The organism is Streptomyces sp. NRRL WC-3626 (assembly GCF_000718785.1).
Lineage (GTDB): Bacteria > Actinomycetota > Actinomycetes > Streptomycetales > Streptomycetaceae > Streptomyces > Streptomyces edwardsiae.
Genome location: NZ_JOCA01000013.1, coordinates 143596 through 165708, shown reverse-complemented (window position 1 = coordinate 165708; position 22113 = coordinate 143596). Strand labels below are relative to the sequence as shown.

Here is a 22113-nt window from a genome sequence, read left to right as displayed (position 1 = left end):
CGGCGCAAGCGGATAAGCCCGCCGGACGCCGACGGCCCGGAACTGTTTGTGCGTGAACCTTCGGGCAACACGATAGGCGAACCGGCTCGCGAGGAGTGCCGGTTGGGCCGAGACCCGGAAGGCATTCATGTCCACTGGCCTGATCATTGCGTTGATCGTGATTGTCGCGGTCGCGGTAGTCGCCCTGCTGGTTCTGCGCGCCCGTGGGCCGCGGCACGGCGGCGGGCTCAAGCGCCGCTTCGGACCCGAGTACGAACGTGCCGTCGCCCGGCACGACGGAGACACCAAGGCCGCCGAGCGGGAGCTCGCCGAGCGTGTGGAGCGCCACGGCGGCCTGCGCGTACGGTCGTTGGAGCCCGCCGAGCGGGAGGGCTACGAGGCGCGCTGGACGGCCGCCCAGGAGCGGTTCGTCGACGCGCCGCGCGAGGCGGTCGCCGAGGCGGACCGGCTGATCGCCGGACTCGCCGCCGCGCGCGGCTTCCCCGCCGACGGACAGTACGAGGACCAGCTCGCCGCCCTGTCCGTGCACCACGCCCACCACGTCGACGGCTACCGGCGTGTGCACACGGCGGCGCGGGCCGGCGCGGACGGCGGCACGGACACCGAGAAGCTGCGCGAGGCCTTCGTCGAGGCCCGCGCGCTGTTCGAGGACCTGGTGGGGCCGTCCCGGCACGAGGCCGGACAGCACCGCGCCGGTACGGCCGCCGGAAGCGGCCACCGCACACCGTCGTTGTTCCACCGGCGCCAGACGAAGGAGAGCTGAGCGATGACCGACGTGACCCGACGCCCCGGCGACGTCCCGCCGCCGCGCGAGGGGTACGACATCCCGGCGCCCGCCCCGGAGACGGACATCGGGCCCGGGGGCCGCACCGCGGCCGACGGCACCGGCACGAACACCGGAACCGGCACCGGCACGAACACCGGAGTCGGCACGAACACCGGAACCGGCACCGGCGCGGACACCGGAGTCGGCACGAACACCGGAAACGGCACCGGCGCGGACACCGGTGCCGAGGTCGGCACGCGGCACACCGGCGACCGGACCCCCGACGTCCCTCTCCTCCCGCACGACGACACCGACACGTTCGAGGCGCGGCTGCGGCACGCCGTCGCCGGGTTCGTCGACGCGCCGAACGACTCCGTGCAGGAGGCCGATCACGTACTGGAGGAGCTCGCCGCCCGTTTCACCGACGCGGTGACCGAGCGGCGCCGCACCCTGCGGGGGTCCTGGCGGACCGACGGCGCCGAGGCGGCCGACACCGAGCGGCTGAGGCTCGCCCTGCGGGACTACCGCGAACTGGCGGAGCGGCTGCTGCACGTCTGAGCCGCCCGCCGCCGCCCGGCGCTCCCGCCACCGCCTACGACGTCCACGACGCCGCACGGCCTCTTTCCCGGCGGGGGGCCGGGCGCCGGTGTGAACATCATGTCGCTGATCCTCGCGTCGACCTCCGTGAGGATCCTCCGCACGATCCGCTCCGACGGCGCCGCCTGCGCCGCATCCACCGCGTGCCTGATCTGCCTGTCGGCCCTTCCCCACTCTCCACTTCGTTCGAGCGGGGGAACCCGCCCCGAAGTCGACGCCGGGTGGCTTTCGCTCGGTGATGAGGCCATTGTGCCGGACGCCGCCGAGCCGGGCGTTTTATCATTCGGCGGCAGTCGGGCCGGGCCACGCCGGTCCACCAGGACGTTTCAGGAGGAGCCCACGTGCTCGAACTCACCATGGCCGCGGTGTCCGCGGAGGAAGCGGGCGCCACGGCCGGCATGCTCATGGCCGACGCGCCCAGCGAGCCGGGCGCCGTGCTGCGGGTGGGCCGCGACAAGTCGATGTGCCGGCTCTCCACGCCGGACGACTGGCTGTTCGTCTCGCGGGTCCACCTGGAGTTCGGCTGCGCGCCGGACGGCACCTGGCAGCTGACCTGGCTGCGCGGCTCCCTGCCCGAACCGTCCTCCGACGTACGGCTGACCGTCGGCGGGTACGAGCACCCGGTCACCTACGGCGGCACCGTCGCCCTGCCCCGGGGCGGCAGCGGCGAGGTCGTCATCCAGGACCGCTCCGCCCCGCGCAGCGTCAACGTGGGCTTCTACCACGAGGTGTGAGACAGGGGGTCAGGCCAGCACCCGGGCCAGCGCGAAGCCGTCGTAGGACTTGGCGCCGACCGTCTGGAGCGCCGTACCGCTGAGCCTCGGGTGGCCGCCGATCAGGTCGAGGGCGGCGCGGGTGCCCAGTACGTCCGGGTCGGTGTTGTCCGGATCGGCCACCCTGCCCCCGCGCACCACGTTGTCGAGGACGATCAGGCTGCCCGTACTGGTCAGCCTGAGCGCCCACTCCATGTAGTGCGGGTTGTTCACCTTGTCGGCGTCGATGAAGACCACGTCGAACGGCGGCGGGTTCTCGTCGGCCAGCCGGGGCAGCGACTCCAGCGCCGGGCCCACCCGCACCTCGACCTGCTTGTCGAGGCCCGCGCGGGCGATGTTGCGGACGGCGACCTCGGCGTGCCGGGGGTCGTACTCCAGGGAGACCAGCCGACCGTCGGCCGGCAGGGCGCGGCCCAGCCAGATGGTGCTGTAGCCGCCGAGCGTGCCGATCTCCAGGATGTTCCTCGCGCCCTGCAGCTGGGCGAGGAGCTGGAGCAGTTTGCCCTGCAGCGGCGAGACGGCGATCTTCGGGAGCCCGGCGGCGTCGCTGTCGCGCAGGGCGGCCGCCAGGGCGTCGTCGGGGGCGTCGGGCAGGAGGCGGTCGGTGAAGTAGTCGTCCACCTCGTGCCAGAGCCGCTGCTCGCTCATGGGCCTGTACCTTCCGTCGGACTGGTTAGCCTGTCTAACTAGTTCGCTGACGAAGATACGTCGTGGCCCCGCCCTCCGTCAGGCGTTCTCCCGGTGTGTCCCGGCCTCCCCGGCCTCCAGCGACGGCGCGGACCCCGGCAGCGGGCGGCCCGCCGACTCGGCCATGCGCCACACCGCGAAACCGCCGATCACGGCCGCCGCCATCATGTAGTAGGCGGGCATCATCATGTCCCCGGTGGCGCCGATCAGCGCCGTGACCACCAGCGGGGTGGTGCCGCCGAACAGGGACACCGAGACGTTGAAGCCGATCGACAGCGAGCCGTAGCGCACCCGGGTCGGGAACAGCGCGGGCAGCGCCGACGGCATCGCGGCGGTGAAGCAGACGAGCAGCAGGCCGAGCGCGCCCAGGCCGGCGGCGACCGCGAGCAGGCTCCCGTCGCGGATCAGCAGCAGCGCCGGCACGGACAGCAGCAGGAACCCGGCGCAGCCGGCCGCGATCACCGGACGGCGGCCGACCCGGTCGGTCAGCGCGCCCGCGAACGGCTGGACGACCATCATCAGCACCATCACGCCCAGCACCACGACGAGGCCGTGCGTGGCGTCGTAGCCCAGCTCGCTGGTGAGGTAGCTCGGCATGTACGACAGCAGCATGTAGTCGGTGACGTTGAAGACCAGCACCAGGCCCACGCAGAGCAGCAGCGCGCGCCACTGGCCGGCCACCATGTCCCGCAGCGGCACCTTCGGGCGTTCGCTCTCCGCCTTGGCGACCTCGGCCGCGAACGCCGGGGTCTCCTCCAGGCGCATCCGCAGATAGAGGCCGATGATGCCCATCGGGCCGGCGATCAGGAACGGGATCCGCCAGCCCCAGGAGAGCAGGTCGTCCGTCGAGAGCAGCGCCGTCATCAGGGTGACCAGGCCCGCGCCGCCGATGTACCCGGCGAGCGTGCCGAACTCCAGCCAGCTGCCGAGGAAGCCGCGCCGCTTGTCGGGGGCGTACTCGGCGATGAACGTGGACGCACCGGCGTACTCGCCGCCGGTGGAGAAGCCCTGCACCAGCCGGGCCGCCAGCAGCAGGACCGGGGCGCCGACGCCGATCGCGGCGTAGGAGGGGATCAGGCCGATGGCGAAGGTGCCCGCCGCCATCATGATCATGGTGAGGGCGAGGACCTTCTGCCGGCCCACGCGGTCGCCGAGCGGGCCGAAGACCATGCCGCCGAGCGGGCGGACCAGGAAGGCCGCCGCGAAGGCGCCGAAGGTGGACAGCAGCTGGGCGGTGGGGTTGCCGGAGGGGAAGAAGACCTTGCCCAGAGTGACCGCGATGTAGCTGTAGACACCGAAGTCGAACCACTCCATCGCGTTGCCCAGGGCCGCCGCCTTCACGGCGCGCCGGACGAGCGCGGGGTCGGTGACGGTCGGGGCGGCGGGGGTGTGCGCGGCGTGGGCCCGCTGTGCGGACGGGGGAGCGGCGACTGTGGCAGTCGTCAAGACTTCGCTCGCCTACCTTTCGACGGGAACAGGGGCGGGTCCGCGCGGCGGCGCTGTCGGGCGGGCCGAAGCAAGCGACGATAGGCGCTTTTGCCCCGGTAACGGATGGTGCGGAGATAGCTGCAGAGTGCATCCAAATGGGGGGTGTACAGGCGCGCAGCCCCGTCCCGGAGCCCTCGTGCGCGTGACCGACTGTGATCCTTCTCGCGCCCCTCGCGCGCAACCGCAAGCCGGGCGGTTCATCGTCATCCGGGCAAAAGCGAGAGGGGTATCAGGTGAATCGGGGGTTTCCTGCGTCTTGTCCAGGAGGGCCGCTGGCCTCATAGGCTGCGCGGAGGGAACCCTCACGGTGACACACCGTGATGATCGGGGCGGGAGGCCGATGAGGCGTGGCGAACGCGGATCACAGCGGACAACCGGCGGAGGCATTCGGGGCGACGGCAGCGGACGGCCCCCCGGCACGGCTGCGCATGGCGTGCTTCGGCCTGTGGCTGCTGGCCGCCGTCATCGCCGTACGACAGGTAGCGGCCGTTCTCACCACCCCGCGCGGGGAGCGGCTGACCGATCTGGAGACCTGGGTGGGCCCCGAGGGCGTGCTCCACGTCAGAGGCTCCCTGTACGACTCCGGCGAGTACAGCGGCACCCCGTTCAGTGGACTCGCCCTCACACCCTTCACTCGTTCGGCTGAACAAGCGCTGGGCTGGGGCTGGACCTTCGGCACGCTCCTCCTGGTCGTCGTCCTCGGCCTGATCGCCGCCCGCGCGCTGCCCCGGCCGGTCGGCCGCCGCACCGCCCTGCTGGCCGCCCCGGTCGCCGTCAGCCTGCTCATGCTGTCCATGCCGGTGCGCGACACCCTGTGGCTCGGCCAGACCAGCGTCATCCCCGTCCTGCTCGTCCTGCTGGGCTGCTTCGTCACCCCCGGGCAGCGCCTCGGCGGCCTACTGATCGGGGTCGCCGCCGCCCTCCAGCCCACCCTTCTCCTCTTCGCCCCGCTGCTGTGGTGCACCGGCCGCCGCCGGGCCGCCACCCTCACCGCCGGCACCTTCGCCGCGGCCACCGCGCTCGCCTGGGCCGCGATGCCGCGCGACTCCCACACCTACTGGGTCCACCATCTGGCCGGCACCGGCCTCGGCGGGCCCGCCGACGACCTCGCCAACCAGTCCCTGCACGGCGCCCTGCTGCGCCTCGGCGTCGAGGGCCCCCTGGAGATCGTCCTCTTCCCGCTGCTCGGCGCCGCCGTCGCGGCCGTCGCCCTGCGCCGCGCGGTCCGCTACGCCCACGACGGCCAGCTGCTGCTCGCGGTCGCCGTCACCGGATGCGCCGCCATAGCGGTCAGTCCGACCGCCTGGCAGCACCAGCTGCTGTGGGTGCTGCTCACCGTCGTCGGCCGGACCGGACCACGCGCCCGCGACCGGCTGGTGTGGCCCGTCGCCGCCGTCCTGGTGATGACGCTGCCGGCCACGATGACGCTGCCGAACATGGCGTTCCTCCACCCGGTGCGCGACAACGTCGTCCTCCTCGCCGCCCTGGCCGCCGCCACCGCCGTCCCGTTCCTCTCCCGCACCTCCCCCCGCTTCCGTACGCCGGTGCCGACCCCGTACGCCCCACCGGTCCCGGCCCGCCTCGCGTTCGTCCCCCTGCTGCCGTTCCTGCCCCGGGTCCTCGTCCGCCCGAACCTCCTGCTCGAACTGCTGCTGCTCCGCGTCACCTACGCCGCGTACGCCGAGGTCCGCCTCGCCGTGACCGGCGGCAGCAACTCGGCGGGCCGTGCTCGGGCCGAGGAGCACGGCCACCAGATCCACGCCCTCGAACGCCTGCTCCGCCTGGACATCGAGCACGCCGTCAACCACGCCGTGGCGAGGATCGGATGGCTGCGGGAGTTCTTCGACTTCTACTACACGTCGTTCCACTTCGTCGTCCCGCTGACGGTGCTCGGGCTCCTCTACTGGCGCCGCCCCGTGGACTACCGCTGGGCCCGCTCGGCGCTCGGCTTCGCCACCCTGCTCGCCCTCGTCGGCTTCTGGCTCTACCCGCTCGCCCCGCCCCGGCTCATGCCGGAACTCGGCATCGTCGACACGGTCCACGGCGTCCAGGACTTCACCCGGCCCGACTACGGCACCCTCACCCACCTCACCAACCAGTACGCGGCGATGCCGTCGCTGCACTTCGGCTGGTCCCTGTGGTGCGGACTGGTGATCGCCGTCATCGCGCCGAGGGCGTGGATGAAGGCCCTCGGGCTTCTCCATCCCCTGTTCACGTGCGCCGCGATCGTCGCGACCGGCAACCACTGGATCCTGGACGCGGCGGGCGGGGCGCTCGTCGTCGGCGCCGGCTTCGGGCTGGCGTACCTGCTGCAAGGGCCGCGGGCCCGTACGGCGGTGGCGGTCGCGGAGACCGGCAGCGGGCCGCCGGCGCTGGAGAAGGACCGCGCCTTGGGCTGACCCGGTGCTGTCAGTGCGCTCGCGTAGTGTTCCGGCCACTGCACACCGACCGTGAGGAACAAGAGAGTTGTCCGACCTGTCCGCCTTTCCGCTGCCCTTCCACGCCGCCCGGTCCATAGGGTTCGCACCGCCCCGGACGCTGCGGGAACTCGAGATCATCCGGTGCGGCGCACATCTCCGGGAGAAGCCGGGGTGGTTCGACAAGATGCACGATGCCGGCATCGCCGCCCGGTGGGCGCGGGAAGCGGCCGAGCAGGGGCTCACCGAGGCGCAGGTCCGCTACGTACTGGACGAACTCCGGTACTACGCCGGGCTGCGGGACGAGCGGACCGGTGCCGAGGTGTCCGCCGTCGACGGGGTGTGGCAGTCGGACACCCTGGTCGACGACGGGCTCAGGGCCCGGCTGCGGGAGGCGGTACGGGTGCTGGAGGACGTTCCCGAGGCCGAGCGGGACTGGCACCCCGGCTCCGACGGCCAGGTGCTCGACCTCGTCCATCCCTCGCTGTTCTGCCTGGTGAGAGAGGCGAGCGGGGTGCCCGAGGAGGCCTGGCGCAATCCGACGAACAGCTACTCGAAGCACGAGTTCTCGGAGAGGTTCCAGTGGCTGCCCACCGACGTCGACGTCAGTGACGACGGCGCCGTCGCCTTCCGCTCGTACGTCAACAACGTCCACCCCGAGCGGCACCGCGAACTGGCCGCCGTACTCCCGGAGTTGTTCGCGCGCTTCCGCCCGCTGTGGGAGAACGTGCTCACCGGTCTGCGCTGTCCGAGGCCGCTGCGGATCGAGGCCGATCCCTATGGCTGGTACGACTCGGAGCCGGAGTACCCGGACAAGTCTTCCTACAGCGACGAGGCGGCCTACGCGGAAGCCCTCGAAGCGTGGGGGACGGCCCAGGACGACTGGTGGGAGAACCGCCGCCCGGCGATTCCCGACGCTCCGGTCTTCACCCCGCCCGAGTCGCCCGGCGAGGACGTCCGGGTCGACCTGCGCGGCCGCCGCCTCCAGGTCATCGTCAAGCTCGCCACCATCCGGCTCACCCCGGACAAGCCCGAGTACGCGGGCGGCTCCTGGCATGTCGAGGGGATGCTGAACGAGCGCATCGTCTCGACCGGCATCTACTACTGGGACAGCGAGAACATCACCGAGAGCCGGCTCGGCTTCCGGGCGGCACTCGACGACCCGGACTACCAGCAGAACGACGACAACGGTCTGCGTGAGGTCTACGGCCTGGAGGACGAGGACGCGCTGAACCAGGTGCTGGGATCGGCGGCGACCCCGGCGGGCCGCTGCCTGGCGTTCCCGAACATCCTGCAGCACCGCGTCAGCCCGTTCCGGCTGGAGGACCCGGCCCGCCCGGGACACCGCAAGATCCTCGCGTTCTTCCTGGTCGACCCGTCGGAGACGATCGTCTCGACCTCCGACGTACCGCCGCAGCAGCCCTGGGCCGACACCTCGACCATGACGCTGGAGCAGGCTAAGGAGTACCGCGAACAGCTCATGCACGAGCGCAAGTTCTTCGTCGCCGAGCACAACGAACAGCTCTACGAGCGGGAGTTCTCCCTCTGCGAGCACTGAGGCCCCGGGAGAGCATGACGAAGGCGGCGGCCCCGGGGATCGTGGGGTCGCCGCCTTCGGTACAGAGGAACTGGTGCCGGTCAGTACCAGTTGTTGGCCTGCCAGAAGGACCAGGCGTCACAGGCGCCGCCGTAGCGGTCCTTCATGTAGTCCAGGCCCCACTTGATCTGGGTGGCGGGGTTGGTCTTCCAGTCGGAGCCGGCCGAGGCCATCTTGGAGCCGGGCAGGGCCTGGACCAGGCCGTAGGCGCCGCTGGAGGCGTTGGTGGCGCTGGGGTTCCAGCCGCTCTCGTGCTGCACGATCTTCGAGAAGCACTGGTACTCGGCCGAGTTGCCGATCATCTTCTGCGCGGTCGCCTGGGCCGAGGAGGCGCCGGTCGTGGTCGCGGCCTGGGCGGGCGCGGCGGCGATCATGGTGCCGCAGGCGGCGGCGGCCAGGGCGGCACCGGCGAGGGCCTTCTTCGGGGCGGAGACGGTGCGGAGGAAGGAAACGGCGGACACGAGCGGCCTTTCGGTCGACAGCAGGGCGGTCGCGCTACGCCGTGCCGGATGCCGCGGTGTGCGGCGGGGGCATGCGTCGGCGCCTCGACCCCGTGAGGGGCGTCGGCGCCTGGCGACTGCTCCACAGAAACAAATCCGGGTTCGTCCCGCAAAGGTCCCCTTTACTACCGAAGGTCGGAGGCGAGCCGATGCGGCGGCCGGGGGAGCCCCGCGCGCCCCGCGCGTCGCTACGGTGCCGGGTCGTATGTGACGCGGGCCATGTGGGCCGGCTCACCGGAGCGGTCGCGAGGGGTGCGTACGGGACTACTCAGGGGTGTACTCGAACGTGACCGGCGCCTCGAACGCGGCCCGGCGGGTGGCGCGGCGGAGGGCCTTGAGGAGGGCGGTGCCCAGGGTGAGGGTGAGGGCGGCCGTGACCAGGGCCCGGCCCAGGTCCCAGCCCAGGGACGTCGCCAGACAGTAGGCGACGAAGCGGGCCAGGTTGGCCGGGAGCGACGCCTCGGCGGAGAAGGAGATGTTCGAGGCCAGCGCGGACATGAAGGGCCAGCCCGCCATGTTCATCACCGTGCCGTACGCGAAGGCCGCCAGGAAGCCGTACAGGGCGAGCATCCAGATCTCCGGGCGGCCCCGCAGACGGTCGGCGCCCGGCAGGAAGCCCGCGCCCATGGTGAACCAGCCCATCGCCAGCATCTGGAACGGCAGCCACGGCCCGACACCGCCCGTGAGCAGGGCGGACGCGAACATCGTCACCGAGCCGAGGACGAAGCCGAACCCCGGTCCGAGCACCCGGCCGCTGAGCACCATGAGGAAGAACATGGGCTCCAGACCGGCCGTCCCCGCGCCGATGGGGCGCAGGGCGGCGCCCGTGGCGGCGAGGACACCGAGCATCGCCACCGCCTTCGGGCCCAGACCCGACTCCGAGATCGTCGCCGCGACGACCGCCACCAGGAGGACCAGCAGGCCCGCGAAGAGCCAGGGGGCGTCCTGGGCGTGCGCGTTCAGGGTGGAGTCGGGCGGGGCGAGGAAGGGCCAGCCGAAACCGGCCACGCCCACCGCGCTGACCAGCGCCAGGGCCAGCCAGGAGCGGGGGCCCAGACGGATGGCGCGGACCCGGCGGCCGGTGCGGGTGGCGAGCGTCGTCATCGCAGTGCCTCCCGGACCTGGGAGACCGTGAGCCAGTGCTGCGGGGCGAGGATCTTCGCCACCTGCGGGGCGAAGGACGGGGACGCCACGACGACCTCGGCCGCCGGGCCGTCCGCGATCACCTCGCCCTCCGCGATCAGGACCACCCGGTGGGCGAGCTCCGCCGCCAGTTCCACGTCGTGCGTGGCCATGACGATCGCGTGGCCCTCGGCGGCCAGGCCGCGCAGGATCGTCACCAGACGGGCCTTCGCCGCGTAGTCCAGGCCACGGGTCGGCTCGTCGAGGAGGAGCAGGGGCGGGCGCGCGGTGAGGACGACCGCCAGGGCCAGGGTCAGGCGCTGGCCCTCGGAAAGATCCCGCGGGTGGATGTCGTCGGCCACCGAGGGGAGCAGCTCCGTCAGCAGCGCACGGCACGTGCCCGGCTCGGCGCCCGCGTCCTCGTCGGCGGCCGCGCACTCCGCCGCGACCGTGTCGGCGTACAGGAGGTCGCGCGGTTCCTGCGGGACCAGGCCGACACGGCGCACCAGGTCGCGGGGGCGGGTGCGGTGCGGGACCGCGTCGCCGGTACGGACCGAGCCGGAGGTGGGGGAGACCAGGCCGACGAGGGTGCTGAGCAGGGTCGACTTCCCGGCGCCGTTGCGGCCCATGAGGGCGATCGTCTCGCCGGGGCCGACGGTCAGGTCGATATGGCGCAGGGCCTGGACGCGGTCCCGGCGGACCGCGAGGTCGCGGACCTCGGCGACATGGGTGGCGGCGTCGGGCCTGCTGCGCGGGAACAGGCGGCGGGGGGCGGGGGCCGGTGGCGCGGGTTCCCGGGCGGGTGGCCGCCGGTCGGCGAGGCGGTCGCGCAGCGGGCCCGCCCTGCGGCGGGCGTCGCGGACCGTCAGGGGAAGGGGGGACCAGTCGGCGAGGCGGCCCAGGCCCACCACCGGGGGGTGGACGGAGGAGACCGCCATCACCTCCGCCGGGGTGCCGAGGAGCGGCGGCTCGCCGGGGCCGGGGAGGAGGGCGACCTGGTCGGCGTACTGGATGACGCGTTCCAGACGGTGCTCCGCCATGAGGACGGTGGTGCCCAGGTCGTGGACCAGGCGCTGCAGGACCGCCAGGACCTCCTCGGCGGCCGCCGGGTCGAGTGCGGAGGTCGGTTCGTCCAGGACCAGGACCCGCGGGTGCGGGGTGAGGACCGAACCGATCGCGACGCGCTGTTGCTGACCGCCGGAGAGGGTGGCGATGGGGCGGTCGCGGAGATCGGAGAGACCGAGAAGGTCGAGGGTCTCCTCGACCCTGCGGCGCATCACGGCCGGGGGGACGCCCAACGACTCCATGCCGTAAGCGAGTTCGTCCTCCACCGTGTCCGTCACGAAGTGCGAGAGCGGATCCTGGCCCACCGTTCCCACGACATCGGCGAGTTCGCGCGGCTTGTGGGTGCGGGTGTCACGGCCGGCGACGGTGACCCTGCCGCGCAGGGTGCCGCCGGTGAAGTGCGGGACCAGTCCGCTCACCGCGCCCAGCACCGTCGACTTGCCCACGCCGGACGGGCCGACTAGCAGCACCAGTTCGCCCTCGGGGACCTCGAAGTCGACGCCCCGCACGGCGGGTTCGGGTGCGCCGTCGTAGGTCACCGACACGTTCTCGAAGCGGATCACGTCGTCGGCTCCTTGCGGGTGTCCGTGCGCCGGGGCTCGGGCGCGGGGGTGATGAAGGCGGGGAGCAGGCCGATGAGGACGGCCGCCGCCGGCCACAGGGGGAGGGCGGGGGCGACCAGCGGGACCACACCGGGGTGCAGGGCGGCGGGATCGCGGGAGGCGGCGAGCGTGAGGAGGACGGCGACGGCCGCTCCGGAGGCGGTGACCAGCCAGGCTCTCAGGTCCCAGGGGTCCGGTCGGTAGCGGGTGCGCAGCGTGCGGCGGCCGCCCAGCCGGAGGCCGGCGAGGGCGGCGGCCACTCCGGCGAGGAGGACCGGGAGGCCGTAGGTGCCGCCCTCGGCGGTGAGCAGTCCGTAGGTGCCGGCGCACACGCCCAGCAGCCCGCCGAGGGTGAGGGCGGCGGTCGTACGGCGGACGGCGGGCGGTACCTGGGCGGTACGGCCGTATCCTCGCGCGTCCATCGCGGCGGCGAGGGACACCGAGCGTTCCAACGCGCCCTCCAGAACGGGGAGTCCGACCTGGAGCAGGCCACGTACGCCCTTGTCCGGGCGGCCTCTCAGACGGCGGGCGGCGCGCAGGCGGCGGACGTCGGCGATCAGGTGGGGGGCGAAGGTGAGGGCGACCACCACGGCCACGCCCAGTTCGTACAGGGCGCCGGGCAGGGATTTGAGGAGGCGGGAGGGGTTGGCGAGGGCGTTGGCCGCGCCTACGCAGATCAGGAGGGTGGCCAGGCGGAGGGCGTCGTAGAGGGCGAAGGTGAGGGCCTCCGCGGTGACCCTTCCGCCCAGGCGGATGCCTTGCGCCCAGTGGGGGAGGGGGAGTTCGGGGAGGAGCAGCAGGGTGTGCGTGCCGGGGATGGGGGAGCCGAGGATGATCGCGAAGGTGAGGCGGATGAGGATGACCGCCAGGGCGAGTTTGAGGAACGCACCGTAGGAGCGGGACCAGGGCGTCTGGGGACGGCGGGTCGCCACCACGTACGCGGAGACCGTGATGAGGAGGGTGAGGAGGAGGGGGTTGGTGGTGCGGGTGGCCGCGGTGCCGAGGGCGAGGGACCAGAGCCACCAGGCGCCGGGGTGCAGTTGGGGGGTGCGGCGCGGTCGGGGCTGGGCGGGGGGTGTCGCGCGGCCCGGCGTTCGCGGGGTGCCGCCGCGCCCACCCGTGCCGCCCCAGCGGCACGACTGCCCGCAGTTGGGCGGGCATGGTTGCCCGTTCTTACGAGGCACGGCGGCGGGCCTGCCATATGGCTGCCGTTGCGAGGAGGGCGACGACGGCGATTCCGGCGATCAGGCCCAAGGACGGGCCGTCCGAGTCGGCTTCTTTCTCCGCGGGAGCCGGGGACTTCTCCGTGGCGACCTGGTCTCCGCAGCCCCTCTCCGGGTAGCCCGCTATCGCGCAGAGCAGGGCGTTGGTGTCGTAGCGGAGGGGTTTGGCCACCGCGGCCAGGGCGTCGGCCGTGGTGGCGTCCTTTGGGACCTGGGCGCAGGCCGTGCGGGAGGGCGGTGGGGTTTCGCCCGAGGGGGCGTCCTGCGGGGTACCGAAGTCGATGACCAGGGCCACGCGTTTGCTGCCGTCGGCCGGCGGGGTCTTCGCGCAGATCGTGGCGAAGTCGGCGGCGCCGCGTGGCTTCGCCGCGTCGGACGAGTCCTCGCTCACGGAGAAGCGGAAGCCGTGGACATCGCCGTCGGCCGGGCGGGCGAGGGACGGGCCCTGGGTGGCGTACGTCCAGGCCGAACCGTCCTGTTCCCAGAACGACCAGTACCGGTAGCCGGTGGCGCCCGCCTGGCCGGCGCCTGCCAGCAGGGGCAGGAGCGCGGCCAGGAACAGGACGGTGGCCCGGCGGATCACGGCTGCTGCTTCTTGCGGCCGCTGATCAGGAAGCCGATGCCGATACCGGCGACCAGGCAGACACCGACGAACCACCAGACGCCGAGACCGGAGTCGGACTCCTCGTCCTTCTTCTCGTCCGCCTTCGCCTCCGTGGCCTTCTCGGCGGCAGGTCCCGTCGCGCCGAGCCGCTCCACCAGGTCCGTGCCGCCGAAGTCGCGCGGGTCGGCGCCGGTGGCGTGGGCGGCGAAGATCAGCTGGGCGTAGGCGGCGGGGCCGCTCTGCGCCGCCCAGTCGGCGGCGTTCTTCTCCAGCCAGGACAGCGACTTCGCCGCCTGCTCCCCGGAGCCCTGCGCGGCGAGCGCCACCACCGCGTCGGCGGTGTTGCCGAAGTCGGGCTGGTCCTCCGCGCCGGCCAGGGCGGAGGTGAGGTGGCCGTTCTTGGCGAGGGCGTCCGTGAGATAGGCGGCACCGTTGGCGGCGGCCTGTTCCGGGGTGCCGGGCTTCTCGCAGGACGAGGCCTCGCCCTTGCCGGGCCCGGCGGCCAGGCCCGCGCCCAGCGCGCCGAGCACGCCCGCCGCGGTCGCGTCCGCGTTGGCGACGAGGCCGCCCTTCTTGTCCGGCTGGAAGGCGAAGGCGCCCGCGCCGTCGCCCTCGCAGGGCAGCGCCAGTGTCAGCAGGGCGTCGTAGGGGGACTTGCCGTCCTTCTTCACCTCGGCGGGCCGGTCACCGGCCGCCGCGAGCGCGCCGACGACGACGGAGGTGGAGTTGGTGTCGCTGGCCCCGCCCGCCGTGTAGCCCCAGCCGCCGTCCTTGTTCTGTACGGACTTCAGCCAGCCGACCGCCTTCTTCGTGACGTCGTCGTGCCCGCCGAGCGCGGCGAGGGCCTGGACGGCGGCGGCGGTCTGGTTGGTGTCGACCATCGTCTTCGCGCCGCACTCCTCGGCGGTGTCGGCGCGGTACGGGGCGAAGGAGCCGTCGGCGCACTGCTGGCCGGTGAGCCAGTCGACGGCGGCCTTCGACGGCTCGACGTCCACCGTGTGCTGGGCGAGCAGGGCCAGCGACTGGCGCCAGACGCCGTCGTACTGGGGGTCGGTGTCGCCGTACAGGGCGGACGGAAGCGCCGGTGACGGGGACGGGGACGTGTCGGCGGCGGCCGGAGTGGCGGCGCCGATCGCGACGACGGCGGCCAGGACCGCTGCGCTGCGGCGAACATTCATGATCGGCGGGTGCCTCTCCCTGAAAGAGGCCGGGCAGCGCGGGACACCCCGGCGGCTCGGCCCCGTATACCTCGACGGTGCCCGTGCGCCGGCGGGCCGCCGGGCACGTGAGCCGGTCACGAACCGTGCGGGGCAGTCCGGCTCACCGCCCGGTGGGCGGCTTACGGTTGCGGGTCAGCGCCGGAATTGCACCGGCTTCCCCCCGTACGGGTGATGACGACGCCGACACTCTACCCGCCCGTAGGGAAGGGGTCGGGGGGTGCCCGTGCAAGACGGGCCCGCACCCCTGGGCGGGGGGTGCGGGCCCGGGTGGGGGGTGGTGGGTCAGGAGGCCGTGCAGGCGCCGACCTGTGGTGCGGGTGTGGTGCCTCCGTTCACGGTGAAGCCGAAGCTGGTGGACGCTCCGGGCGCCAGGGATCCGTTCCAGGTGGAGCGGACGGTCATGACGTTGCCGTTCGTGGAGGGTGAGCCGTTCCACACGGAGACGACCTGCTGGGAGGAGGCGATGGTGAGGTTCACGCTCCAGCTGCTGATCGCCGTACTGCCGGCCGTGATCGTCACCTTGCCGTTGTAGCCGCCGCCCCACTGCTCCGCCGTGGTGTAGGCGGCGGTGCAGGCGCCCGGTTCACCGGGCTCGCCGGGCTCCTCCGGGTCCTCGCCGGGGGTGCCGCCGAGGGCGCTCAGGGCCGCATCGTACGCGGGCTTCTTGTTGTAGTTGTCGTCGAACAGCAGCGGGGTGCCGCTGGAGCGCCAGGAGTACTTGTCCGGGATGCCCCACACCGTGATGCCGGTGCAGCGGGACACCGCGAGACAGGCCCGTACGACATTGCCGTAGTTGGTGGCCTGGGCCTGGCCCGAGCCCTCGATGTCCAGCTCGGTGATCTGCACGTCGACGCCGAGGTCGGCGAAGCGCTGCAGATTGGCCCGGTAGTCGGACGGTACGGGGGAGTTGGGGTTGAAGTGGGACTGGAAGCCGACGCAGTCGATGGGCACACCGCGGGACTTGAAGTCCTTGACCATGTTGTAGACGGCATTGCTCTTCGCGTTGACGCCGTCGGTGTTGTAGTCGTTGTAACAGAGCTTGGCCGCCGGGTCGGTGGCGCGGGCCGTGCGGAAGGCCTCCTCGATGAAGCCGTCGCCGAGCCTGTCCTGGAAGGGCGAGCTGCGCCGGGCGCCGCTGCCGCCGTCCTGGAACGCCTCGTTGACCACGTCCCAGGAGTGGATGTCACCCTTGTAGTGGGTCATCACCTGGGTGATGTGGTCGTTCATCGCCGACCGGAGGTCGCTCGCGCCCAACCCGGATACCCAGCCAGGAAGTTGGGAGTGCCAGACCAGGGTGTGGCCGCGGACCTTCATGCCCTTGCCCTGGGCGTGGTCCACGATCTGGTCGGCGCGGCTGAAGCTGAACGAGCCGCGGCTCGGCTCGAGGGCGTCCCACTTCATCTCGTTCTCGGGCGTCACCGAGTTGAACTCGCGGTCCAGGGTGGCGGCGTACTGCGCCTCGCCGAGGTGGTTCGCGGCGACGGCGGCGCCGAAGTAGCGGCCCTGCTCGGCCGCCGCCGCGCCCAGGGTGCCGGCGGCGTGGGCGGTGGTCTGGGGGAGCGCCGCGAGCGCGGTGACGGTGAGCAGGGCGGTGGTGGTGGCGCCGAGGGCGGCGCGCAGCCGGCCGCGTGCGGGGGTGCCGCCTCCGCCTCTCGTTCTCGTTCGCTTTCTGATCATGCGCATGACATCCCTTCTCCGGTGGGGTCCCGTGCTGCCACGGGTGGACGGGAGTGCTGCCGTACGGTCGAACGAAAGTTTCGGACTCGGCTCCGAATTTCTGCGGAGACGATACGGGGCAGGGGAAAGGCGGTCAATCGTTCGCGCAGGACGTGACGCGGCGGGAGTCGAAGGGTGCCGGTGGGGGAGAGTTGCCGCCTGCGTTAACGGAAAGCTTTCGAAAGTTTCGCTAGTGGTGATGCGGGGCTGTGAGGTCCATCAGCCGGCACACCGTCTCTATGTCGCTCTTCACCTGGGCGATGGAGGCGCGGCCCGAGAGCCACGTGATCAGGGCCGAGTGCCAGGTGTGCTCGATGACCCGGACGGCCGCGAGCTGCTCGGGCGTGGGGTCGGTGAGCTCCATGGCGTCCAGGATGATCAGCGTGGTCTGCCGGGAGACCTGGTCGACCTCCGGGCTCACGCTGCGGTCCGCGAAGGTCAGGGCCCGCACCATCGCGTCGGCCAGATGCGGCTCGCGCTGGAGTGCGCGGAAGGCCCGCATCAGGGTCTCCGCGACCCGCTCGGCCGGGGTGTCACCGGCCGGGGGCCTCTTGCGGAGCGTGCCGTGCAGGGTCTCCAGCTGGTCCTGCATGGTGGCGACCAGCAGATGGATCTTGGAGGGGAAGTACCGGTACAGCGTGCCGAGCGCCACCTGCGAGGACTCCGCGACCTCGCGCATCTGCACCGCGTCGAAGCCGCCCCGGCCGGCCAGTCGCGCGGACGCCCGCAGGATGCGGCGCCGGCGCGCCTCCTGACGCTCGGTGAGCGGTGAGGCCGGGCCGGTGGTGCGCGTGGTGCCGGCTTCCGTGGGCATCGGTCCCGTCCGTGACAGTCGGTGAGGGTGGATGATCAGACAGCATGGCATGCCGTCCGTCGTGGCGTGAATCACCTGATCCACTGATGCCAGTACCCCTACCTGCCGGTAGATTCGGATCCTCCGAACGATCAACTCTGAAACTTGTTCTAGATTAGCTCCCGGCGTAATGTCGCGGGACCGTGCAGGGAGAAGGGGGCCCAGAGTGACCGCTGAGGCCAGTCAGGCCGGGCCCTCGCAGGGGCCCGCATCCGACGGCTTGCGACCGCTCCGTATCGCACTCCTCACCTATAAGGGAAACCCGTTCTGCGGCGGCCAGGGCGTGTACGTCCGCCACCTCTCCCGCGAACTCGCCCGCCTCGGACACCGTGTCGAGGTCATCGGCGCACAGCCGTACCCGGTCCTGGACGTCGTCGAGGGCGAGGGCGAGGACCGTGAGGGCCCCGCCCTCACCGAACTGCCGAGCCTCGATCTCTACCGCCAGCCCGACCCCTTCCGCACGCCCGGCCGCGGCGAGTACCGGGACTGGATCGACGCGCTGGAGGTCGGCACGATGTGGACCGGCGGCTTCCCCGAGCCGCTGACGTTCTCCCTGCGCGCCCGCCGCCATCTGCGCGCCCGCCGCGGGGACTTCGACGTCGTCCACGACAACCAGACCCTCGGCTACGGCCTCCTCGGCGACCTCGGCGCCCCGCTGGTGACGACGGTCCACCACCCCATCACCGTCGACCGGCGGCTGGAGCTGGACGCCGCCGAGAGCTGGCAGCGGCGGTACTCGGTGCGGCGCTGGTACGCGTTCACGCGCATGCAGAAGCGGGTGGCCCGCCGGCTGCCGTCCGTGCTCACCGTCTCCGGCAGCTCCCGGCAGGAGATCGTCGCCGATCTCGGTGTACGGCGGGACCGGGTCCACGTCGTCCATATCGGCGCCGACACCGGCCTGTTCTCCCCCGATCCGTCGGTGCCGGTCGTACCGGGCCGGATCGTGACCACGTCCAGCGCCGACGTACCGCTGAAGGGGCTGGTCTTCCTCGTCGAGGCGCTGGCGAAGGTGCGGGCGGAGCAGCCCGACGCGCACCTCGTCGTGGTCGGCAAGCGGCCCGCGGAGGGGCCGGTCGCGCAGGCGATGGAGCGGTACGGCCTCGAGGGCGCCGTCGAGTTCGTCAAGGGCATCTCGGACGCCGAACTGGTCGACCTGGTGCGGTCGGCGCAGGTCGCGTGCGTGCCGTCGCTGTACGAGGGGTTCTCGCTGCCGGCCGCCGAGGCGATGGCGACGGGCACCCCGCTGGTCGCCACGACCGGCGGCGCGATCCCCGAGGTCGCGGGCCCCGACGGCGAGACATGCCTCGCCGTGCCCCCCGGCGACCCGGCCGCCCTGGCCTCGGCCCTGACCCGCCTCCTCACCGACCCGGACCTCCGCGCCCGCCTGGGCGCGGCCGGCCGCGACCGCGTCCTGCGCCACTTCACGTGGGCGCGCGCGGCGGAGGGCACGGTGGCGCATTACCGGGAGGCGATGGCGCGAGCCGGCTCCGCACCGGGCCACGACACCGGGACCACCCGGCCCGCGGCCACGCCTTCGCACGGCCCCGAGCCGCGGGGCGCGGACGCCGCACCGACCGGGACGGACGACCGCGCGGCGGCTCGGGCCGCCGGGCGTGCGGCGCGGGCCGGTGGTCGTGCCGACGCCGTCGACCGTTCCGCGGTCACGTCCTCCGACCGCCCCGCGGCCGTCCTCCCGACCGCCGGGGACGGCGGTTCCGCCGTGTCCGTGCGTGCGGCCGATTCCTCCGACCGTTCCGATCGTGAAAGCAGGGCCACGTGCTGACCGTCGACTTCTCCCGGTTCCCGCTCGCGCCGGGTGACCGTGTTCTGGACCTCGGGTGCGGGGCCGGGCGGCACGCGTTCGAGTGTTACCGGCGCGGTGCGCAGGTCGTGGCGCTGGACCAGAACGGCGAGGAGATCCGCGAGGTCGCCAAGTGGTTCGCGGCGATGAAGGAGGCCGGGGAGGCGCCCGCCGGGGCCACCGCCACCGCCATGGAGGGCGACGCCCTCGCCCTGCCCTTCCCCGACGAGTCCTTCGACGTCGTCATCATCTCCGAGGTGATGGAGCACATCCCCGACGACAAGGGCGTCCTCGCCGAGATGGTGCGCGTGCTCAAGCCCGGCGGCCGGATCGCCATCACCGTCCCGCGCTACGGCCCGGAGAAGGTGTGCTGGACCCTGTCCGACGCCTACCACGAGGTCGAGGGCGGCCACATCCGCATCTACAAGGCGGACGAACTCCTCGCCAAGATCCGCGGGGCGGGCCTGCGCCCGTACGGCAGCCATCACGCGCACGCGCTGCACTCGCCGTACTGGTGGCTGAAGTGCGCGTTCGGCGTGGACAACGACAAGGCCCTGCCGGTCAGGGCGTACCACAAGCTGCTGGTCTGGGACATCATGAAGAAGCCGCTGGCCACCCGGGTGGCCGAGCAGGCGCTGAACCCGCTGATCGGCAAGAGCTTCGTGGCGTACGCGACCAAGCCGCACCTCCCGCGCGCCGAGGCGGATGCCACGTGACCACACCCCGGACCGAACACCTCGTCCTGCCCGGGGTGTTCACGGCCGGTGAGGCCGCCACGACCGTCGCCGGCATTCTCGCCGTGCAGCGGAGGGACGGGGCGATCCCGTGGTTCCGCGGGCACCACCTCGACCCGTGGGACCACGTCGAGGCCGCGATGGCACTGGACACGGCGGGCGAGCACGAGGCGGCCGAGCGGGCCTATCTGTGGCTGGCCCGGCACCAGTTGGCGGACGGCTCCTGGTACGCCGCCTACGCCGACGGCGACCCGCTCGACGTCACCGACCGGGGCCGGGAGACCAACTTCGTCGCCTACATCGCCGTGGGCGTCTGGCACCACTACCTCTCCACCGGCGACGACACGTTCCTGGACCGCATGTGGCCGGTCGTCTACGCGGCGGTGGAGTTCGTCCTGCGGCTCCAGCAGGCCGGCGGGCAGATCGGCTGGCGGCGCGACGACGACGGCACCCCCACCGGGGACGCGCTGCTCACCGGCTCCTCCTCCGTCCACCACGCGCTGCGCTGCGCGCTCGCCATCGCCGACCAGCGTGAGGAGCCGCAGCCGGACTGGGAGTTGGCGGTGGGCGCGCTGCGGCACGCGATTGGGCACCACCCGGAGCGGTTCCTCGACAAGGACCGCTACTCGATGGACTGGTACTACCCGGTGCTCGGCGGCGCGCTCACCGGCGCGGAGGCCAAGGCCCGTATCGAGGAGGGCTGGGACCGGTTCGTGGTCCCCGGACTCGGGGTCCGCTGTGTGGTGCCCAACCCCTGGGTGACCGGCGGGGAGTCGGCCGAACTCGCCCTGGCGCTCTGGGCGATGGGCGAGTCCGACCGTGCGCTGGAGGTGCTCCAGTCGATCCAGCATCTGCGCGATCCGGAGACCGGCCTGTACTGGACGGGCTACGTCTTCGACGACGACGCCGTCTGGCCGCGCGAGCTGACCAGTTGGACGGCCGGCTCACTGCTGCTGGCGGTCGCCGCGCTCGGCGGCCACGAGGCGACCTGCGCGGTCTTCGGCGGCGAGCACCTGCCCAGGGGGCTGGACCCGGACTGCTGCGCTCTCGCCTGAGCCGGTGGGTGCGGGTAGTCGGGGGCTGGTCGCGCAGTTCCCCGCGCCCCTTTGGGCAGGTCCACTGGACCAACGCGAAAGGGGCGCGGGGAACTGCGCGAGCAACCACGAACCACCCGCACCCGCCGGGACTCAGTGGCGGCGCAGCCGCCCTGCCACGGCGTGGCCGATGACCAGATAGACGACCGCGGCGAGCCCGTAGCCGAAGACCACCCGCGCCCACGCCTCGTCGAAGGTGAACAGGTCACGCGACCAGCCTGCCAGCCAGTTGGCCGCATTGTGGACGAACTGCACCAGGTCGTTGGCCCGGTTGGCGTCCAGCAGATACATCAGAATCCACAGTCCGAGAATGACGGCCATGATGTCCGCGATCACCGCGACGACCGTCCCCGCGGAGTTGGAATGCGTGCGATATCGAGGGGACATGCTTTCCGTCTGGCCCCGGAAATCCGGTTGAAACCCCGAATCTCCGGGACCGGCGGGGAAGTTCAGCGGCGCGTGAACAGCAGCCGCCACGCCTCGGGACCGCGCTCGCGGTAGTCCACCGCGAATACACCGGGGTGCCGGCCCTCGATCTGCCGCAGCAGCGGCAGCGGGTCGTGCGGTGCCACGAGCACCATGGCCCGCCCGGCGGGTACGGCCTCCAGCGCGCCGAAGACGGTGGCGTGCCGCAGCGAGTGCGGGACGTCCCGGACGTCGAGTTCGGGCACGTCGGTGTCGTCCGACCCGCCGCAGCCGCAGGTGCCGCCGCAGCCGCCGCCCTCACCGGACGCGGCCTCCTCGTCCTCGCCGCCGCCGAGCAGTTCGTGCATGCCGCCCAGCAGCCCGGCCAGTGAGACGTCCGGGGCGCCGGCGAGCAGCGGCAGGATCAGGCCGTTCTCCTTCTCCACGTGCTCCTCGAACAGCACCTGCAGCGCCCGCGCGTCGGCGGCCGTCCGCGCCGCGGGACCGGCCGCGCGCAACGCGTCCACGAGCGCGCCGATCCTGCGGTGCTCCGCGAGCATGCCGTCGATGAGGAGGCGGGCGCCGGGCAGTTCGCGGGCGACGGGGTAGAGGGCGCTCTCCTCGGCGGTGGCGTGCGGCAGCAGGTCCCGGTCGCAGAAGGCGACCAGTCCGGAGCGGATCCCGTCGGCCGTGGCCGGGTCCTTCTCCGCCGCCGTCACCAGCATGGTGACCCGCCCGGCCAGTTCACCGGCCAGCTGTGTGTGATGCGCCTGAACGGCTTCGGCGGCGGTCGCGTCCTCGGGGTCCGTGGCGATGGTCAGAGTGCTCATGAGGGGACGTCCTCCCAGC

At 72.6% G+C, this 22113-nt stretch carries 20 protein-coding genes and 1 riboswitch; of the genes, 8 read left to right on the top strand and 12 right to left on the bottom strand.

Annotation, left to right across the window (positions count from 1 at the left end):
* Positions 1-127: 127 nt before the first annotated feature.
* From IF28_RS0121095 to IF28_RS0121085, 3 genes are all read left to right on the top strand, one after another.
* Entirely contained in the window at positions 128-763 is a 636-nt protein-coding gene (locus tag IF28_RS0121095; protein ID WP_030222678.1) for a hypothetical protein, read from the top strand.
* Positions 764-766: 3 nt separating this feature from the next.
* Positions 767-1324: a hypothetical protein gene (locus tag IF28_RS0121090; protein ID WP_030222675.1), complete on the top strand. Its 558-nt coding sequence runs from the start codon at positions 767-769 to the stop codon at positions 1322-1324.
* A gap of 380 nt (positions 1325-1704) precedes the next feature.
* Positions 1705-2097, top strand: a complete 393-nt coding sequence (locus IF28_RS0121085) for a hypothetical protein (protein ID WP_030222672.1) — start codon at positions 1705-1707, stop codon at positions 2095-2097.
* Between the two features lie 9 nt (positions 2098-2106).
* Here IF28_RS0121085 and IF28_RS0121080 read toward each other — a convergent pair whose 3' ends face one another.
* Together IF28_RS0121080 and proP are read right to left on the bottom strand one after the other, a co-directional pair.
* Positions 2107-2784, bottom strand: coding sequence for an O-methyltransferase (locus tag IF28_RS0121080; protein WP_030222668.1), 678 nt, complete (start codon positions 2782-2784; stop codon positions 2107-2109).
* A gap of 78 nt (positions 2785-2862) precedes the next feature.
* Positions 2863-4269, bottom strand: coding sequence for a glycine betaine/L-proline transporter ProP (gene proP / locus IF28_RS0121075; RefSeq protein WP_030222665.1), 1407 nt, complete (start codon positions 4267-4269; stop codon positions 2863-2865).
* A 389-nt stretch (positions 4270-4658) separates the two neighbouring features.
* On the opposite strand from proP, the gene IF28_RS0121070 reads away from it, so the two are divergent.
* Together IF28_RS0121070 and IF28_RS0121065 are read left to right on the top strand one after the other, a co-directional pair.
* Positions 4659-6710 carry a bifunctional glycosyltransferase 87/phosphatase PAP2 family protein gene (locus IF28_RS0121070; RefSeq protein WP_030222660.1) on the top strand — a complete coding sequence of 684 codons (2052 nt, stop codon included), beginning with the start codon at positions 4659-4661 and terminating at the stop codon, positions 6708-6710.
* A gap of 67 nt (positions 6711-6777) precedes the next feature.
* A complete protein-coding gene (locus IF28_RS0121065) occupies positions 6778-8286 on the top strand; it encodes a DUF4246 domain-containing protein (protein WP_030222657.1) in 1509 nt (502 codons plus the stop codon).
* Positions 8287-8366: 80 nt separating this feature from the next.
* Here the strand turns inward: IF28_RS0121065 and IF28_RS0121060 are convergent, their stop codons facing one another.
* From IF28_RS0121060 to IF28_RS0121025, 8 genes are all read right to left on the bottom strand, one after another.
* On the bottom strand, positions 8367-8786 hold the full coding sequence (locus IF28_RS0121060; protein WP_030222653.1) for a lytic transglycosylase domain-containing protein: 420 nt from the start codon (positions 8784-8786) through the stop codon (positions 8367-8369).
* A 303-nt stretch (positions 8787-9089) separates the two neighbouring features.
* Positions 9090-9929 carry an ECF transporter S component gene (locus IF28_RS0121055; protein WP_030222651.1) on the bottom strand — a complete coding sequence of 280 codons (840 nt, stop codon included), beginning with the start codon at positions 9927-9929 and terminating at the stop codon, positions 9090-9092.
* A complete protein-coding gene (locus tag IF28_RS0121050; protein WP_030222648.1) occupies positions 9926-11575 on the bottom strand; it encodes an ABC transporter ATP-binding protein in 1650 nt (549 codons plus the stop codon). Before IF28_RS0121050 ends, IF28_RS0121055 begins: the two co-directional genes overlap by 4 nt.
* On the bottom strand, positions 11572-12654 hold the full coding sequence (locus IF28_RS0121045) for a CbiQ family ECF transporter T component (protein WP_051713820.1): 1083 nt from the start codon (positions 12652-12654) through the stop codon (positions 11572-11574). The genes IF28_RS0121050 and IF28_RS0121045 overlap by 4 nt, the downstream gene beginning before the upstream one ends.
* 133 nt (positions 12655-12787) lie before the next feature.
* Complete coding sequence (locus IF28_RS0121040) at positions 12788-13420, bottom strand: SCO2322 family protein (RefSeq protein ID WP_030222641.1); 633 nt, start codon at positions 13418-13420, stop codon at positions 12788-12790.
* Positions 13417-14619 (bottom strand): prenyltransferase/squalene oxidase repeat-containing protein, encoded by a 1203-nt coding sequence (locus IF28_RS0121035; protein ID WP_030222639.1) that lies wholly within the window; start codon positions 14617-14619, stop codon positions 13417-13419. Before IF28_RS0121035 ends, IF28_RS0121040 begins: the two co-directional genes overlap by 4 nt.
* A 109-nt stretch (positions 14620-14728) precedes the next feature.
* Positions 14729-14866: riboswitch (cobalamin riboswitch) on the bottom strand.
* Between the two features lie 77 nt (positions 14867-14943).
* Complete coding sequence (locus IF28_RS0121030; RefSeq protein ID WP_106982107.1) at positions 14944-16338, bottom strand: endo-1,4-beta-xylanase; 1395 nt, start codon at positions 16336-16338, stop codon at positions 14944-14946.
* A 229-nt stretch (positions 16339-16567) separates the two neighbouring features.
* Positions 16568-17191 carry a TetR family transcriptional regulator gene (locus IF28_RS0121025; RefSeq protein WP_030222634.1) on the bottom strand — a complete coding sequence of 208 codons (624 nt, stop codon included), beginning with the start codon at positions 17189-17191 and terminating at the stop codon, positions 16568-16570.
* Between the two features lie 205 nt (positions 17192-17396).
* On the opposite strand from IF28_RS0121025, the gene IF28_RS0121020 reads away from it, so the two are divergent.
* Genes IF28_RS0121020 through IF28_RS0121010 form a run of 3 tightly spaced genes read left to right on the top strand, consistent with a single transcriptional unit; the run spans position 17397 to position 20820 of the window.
* Positions 17397-19013, top strand: a complete 1617-nt coding sequence (locus tag IF28_RS0121020) for a glycosyltransferase family 4 protein (protein ID WP_030222633.1) — start codon at positions 17397-17399, stop codon at positions 19011-19013.
* Positions 19007-19747 (top strand): class I SAM-dependent methyltransferase, encoded by a 741-nt coding sequence (locus IF28_RS0121015; protein ID WP_030222631.1) that lies wholly within the window; start codon positions 19007-19009, stop codon positions 19745-19747. The genes IF28_RS0121020 and IF28_RS0121015 overlap by 7 nt, the downstream gene beginning before the upstream one ends.
* Positions 19744-20820 carry a prenyltransferase gene (locus IF28_RS0121010; RefSeq protein ID WP_030222628.1) on the top strand — a complete coding sequence of 359 codons (1077 nt, stop codon included), beginning with the start codon at positions 19744-19746 and terminating at the stop codon, positions 20818-20820. The genes IF28_RS0121015 and IF28_RS0121010 overlap by 4 nt, the downstream gene beginning before the upstream one ends.
* A gap of 132 nt (positions 20821-20952) precedes the next feature.
* Here IF28_RS0121010 and IF28_RS0121005 read toward each other — a convergent pair whose 3' ends face one another.
* A complete protein-coding gene (locus tag IF28_RS0121005) occupies positions 20953-21246 on the bottom strand; it encodes a hypothetical protein (protein WP_051713816.1) in 294 nt (97 codons plus the stop codon).
* 62 nt (positions 21247-21308) lie between these two features.
* Positions 21309-22094 carry a DUF2249 domain-containing protein gene (locus tag IF28_RS0121000; protein ID WP_030222622.1) on the bottom strand — a complete coding sequence of 262 codons (786 nt, stop codon included), beginning with the start codon at positions 22092-22094 and terminating at the stop codon, positions 21309-21311.
* Positions 22095-22113: the final 19 nt, after the last annotated feature.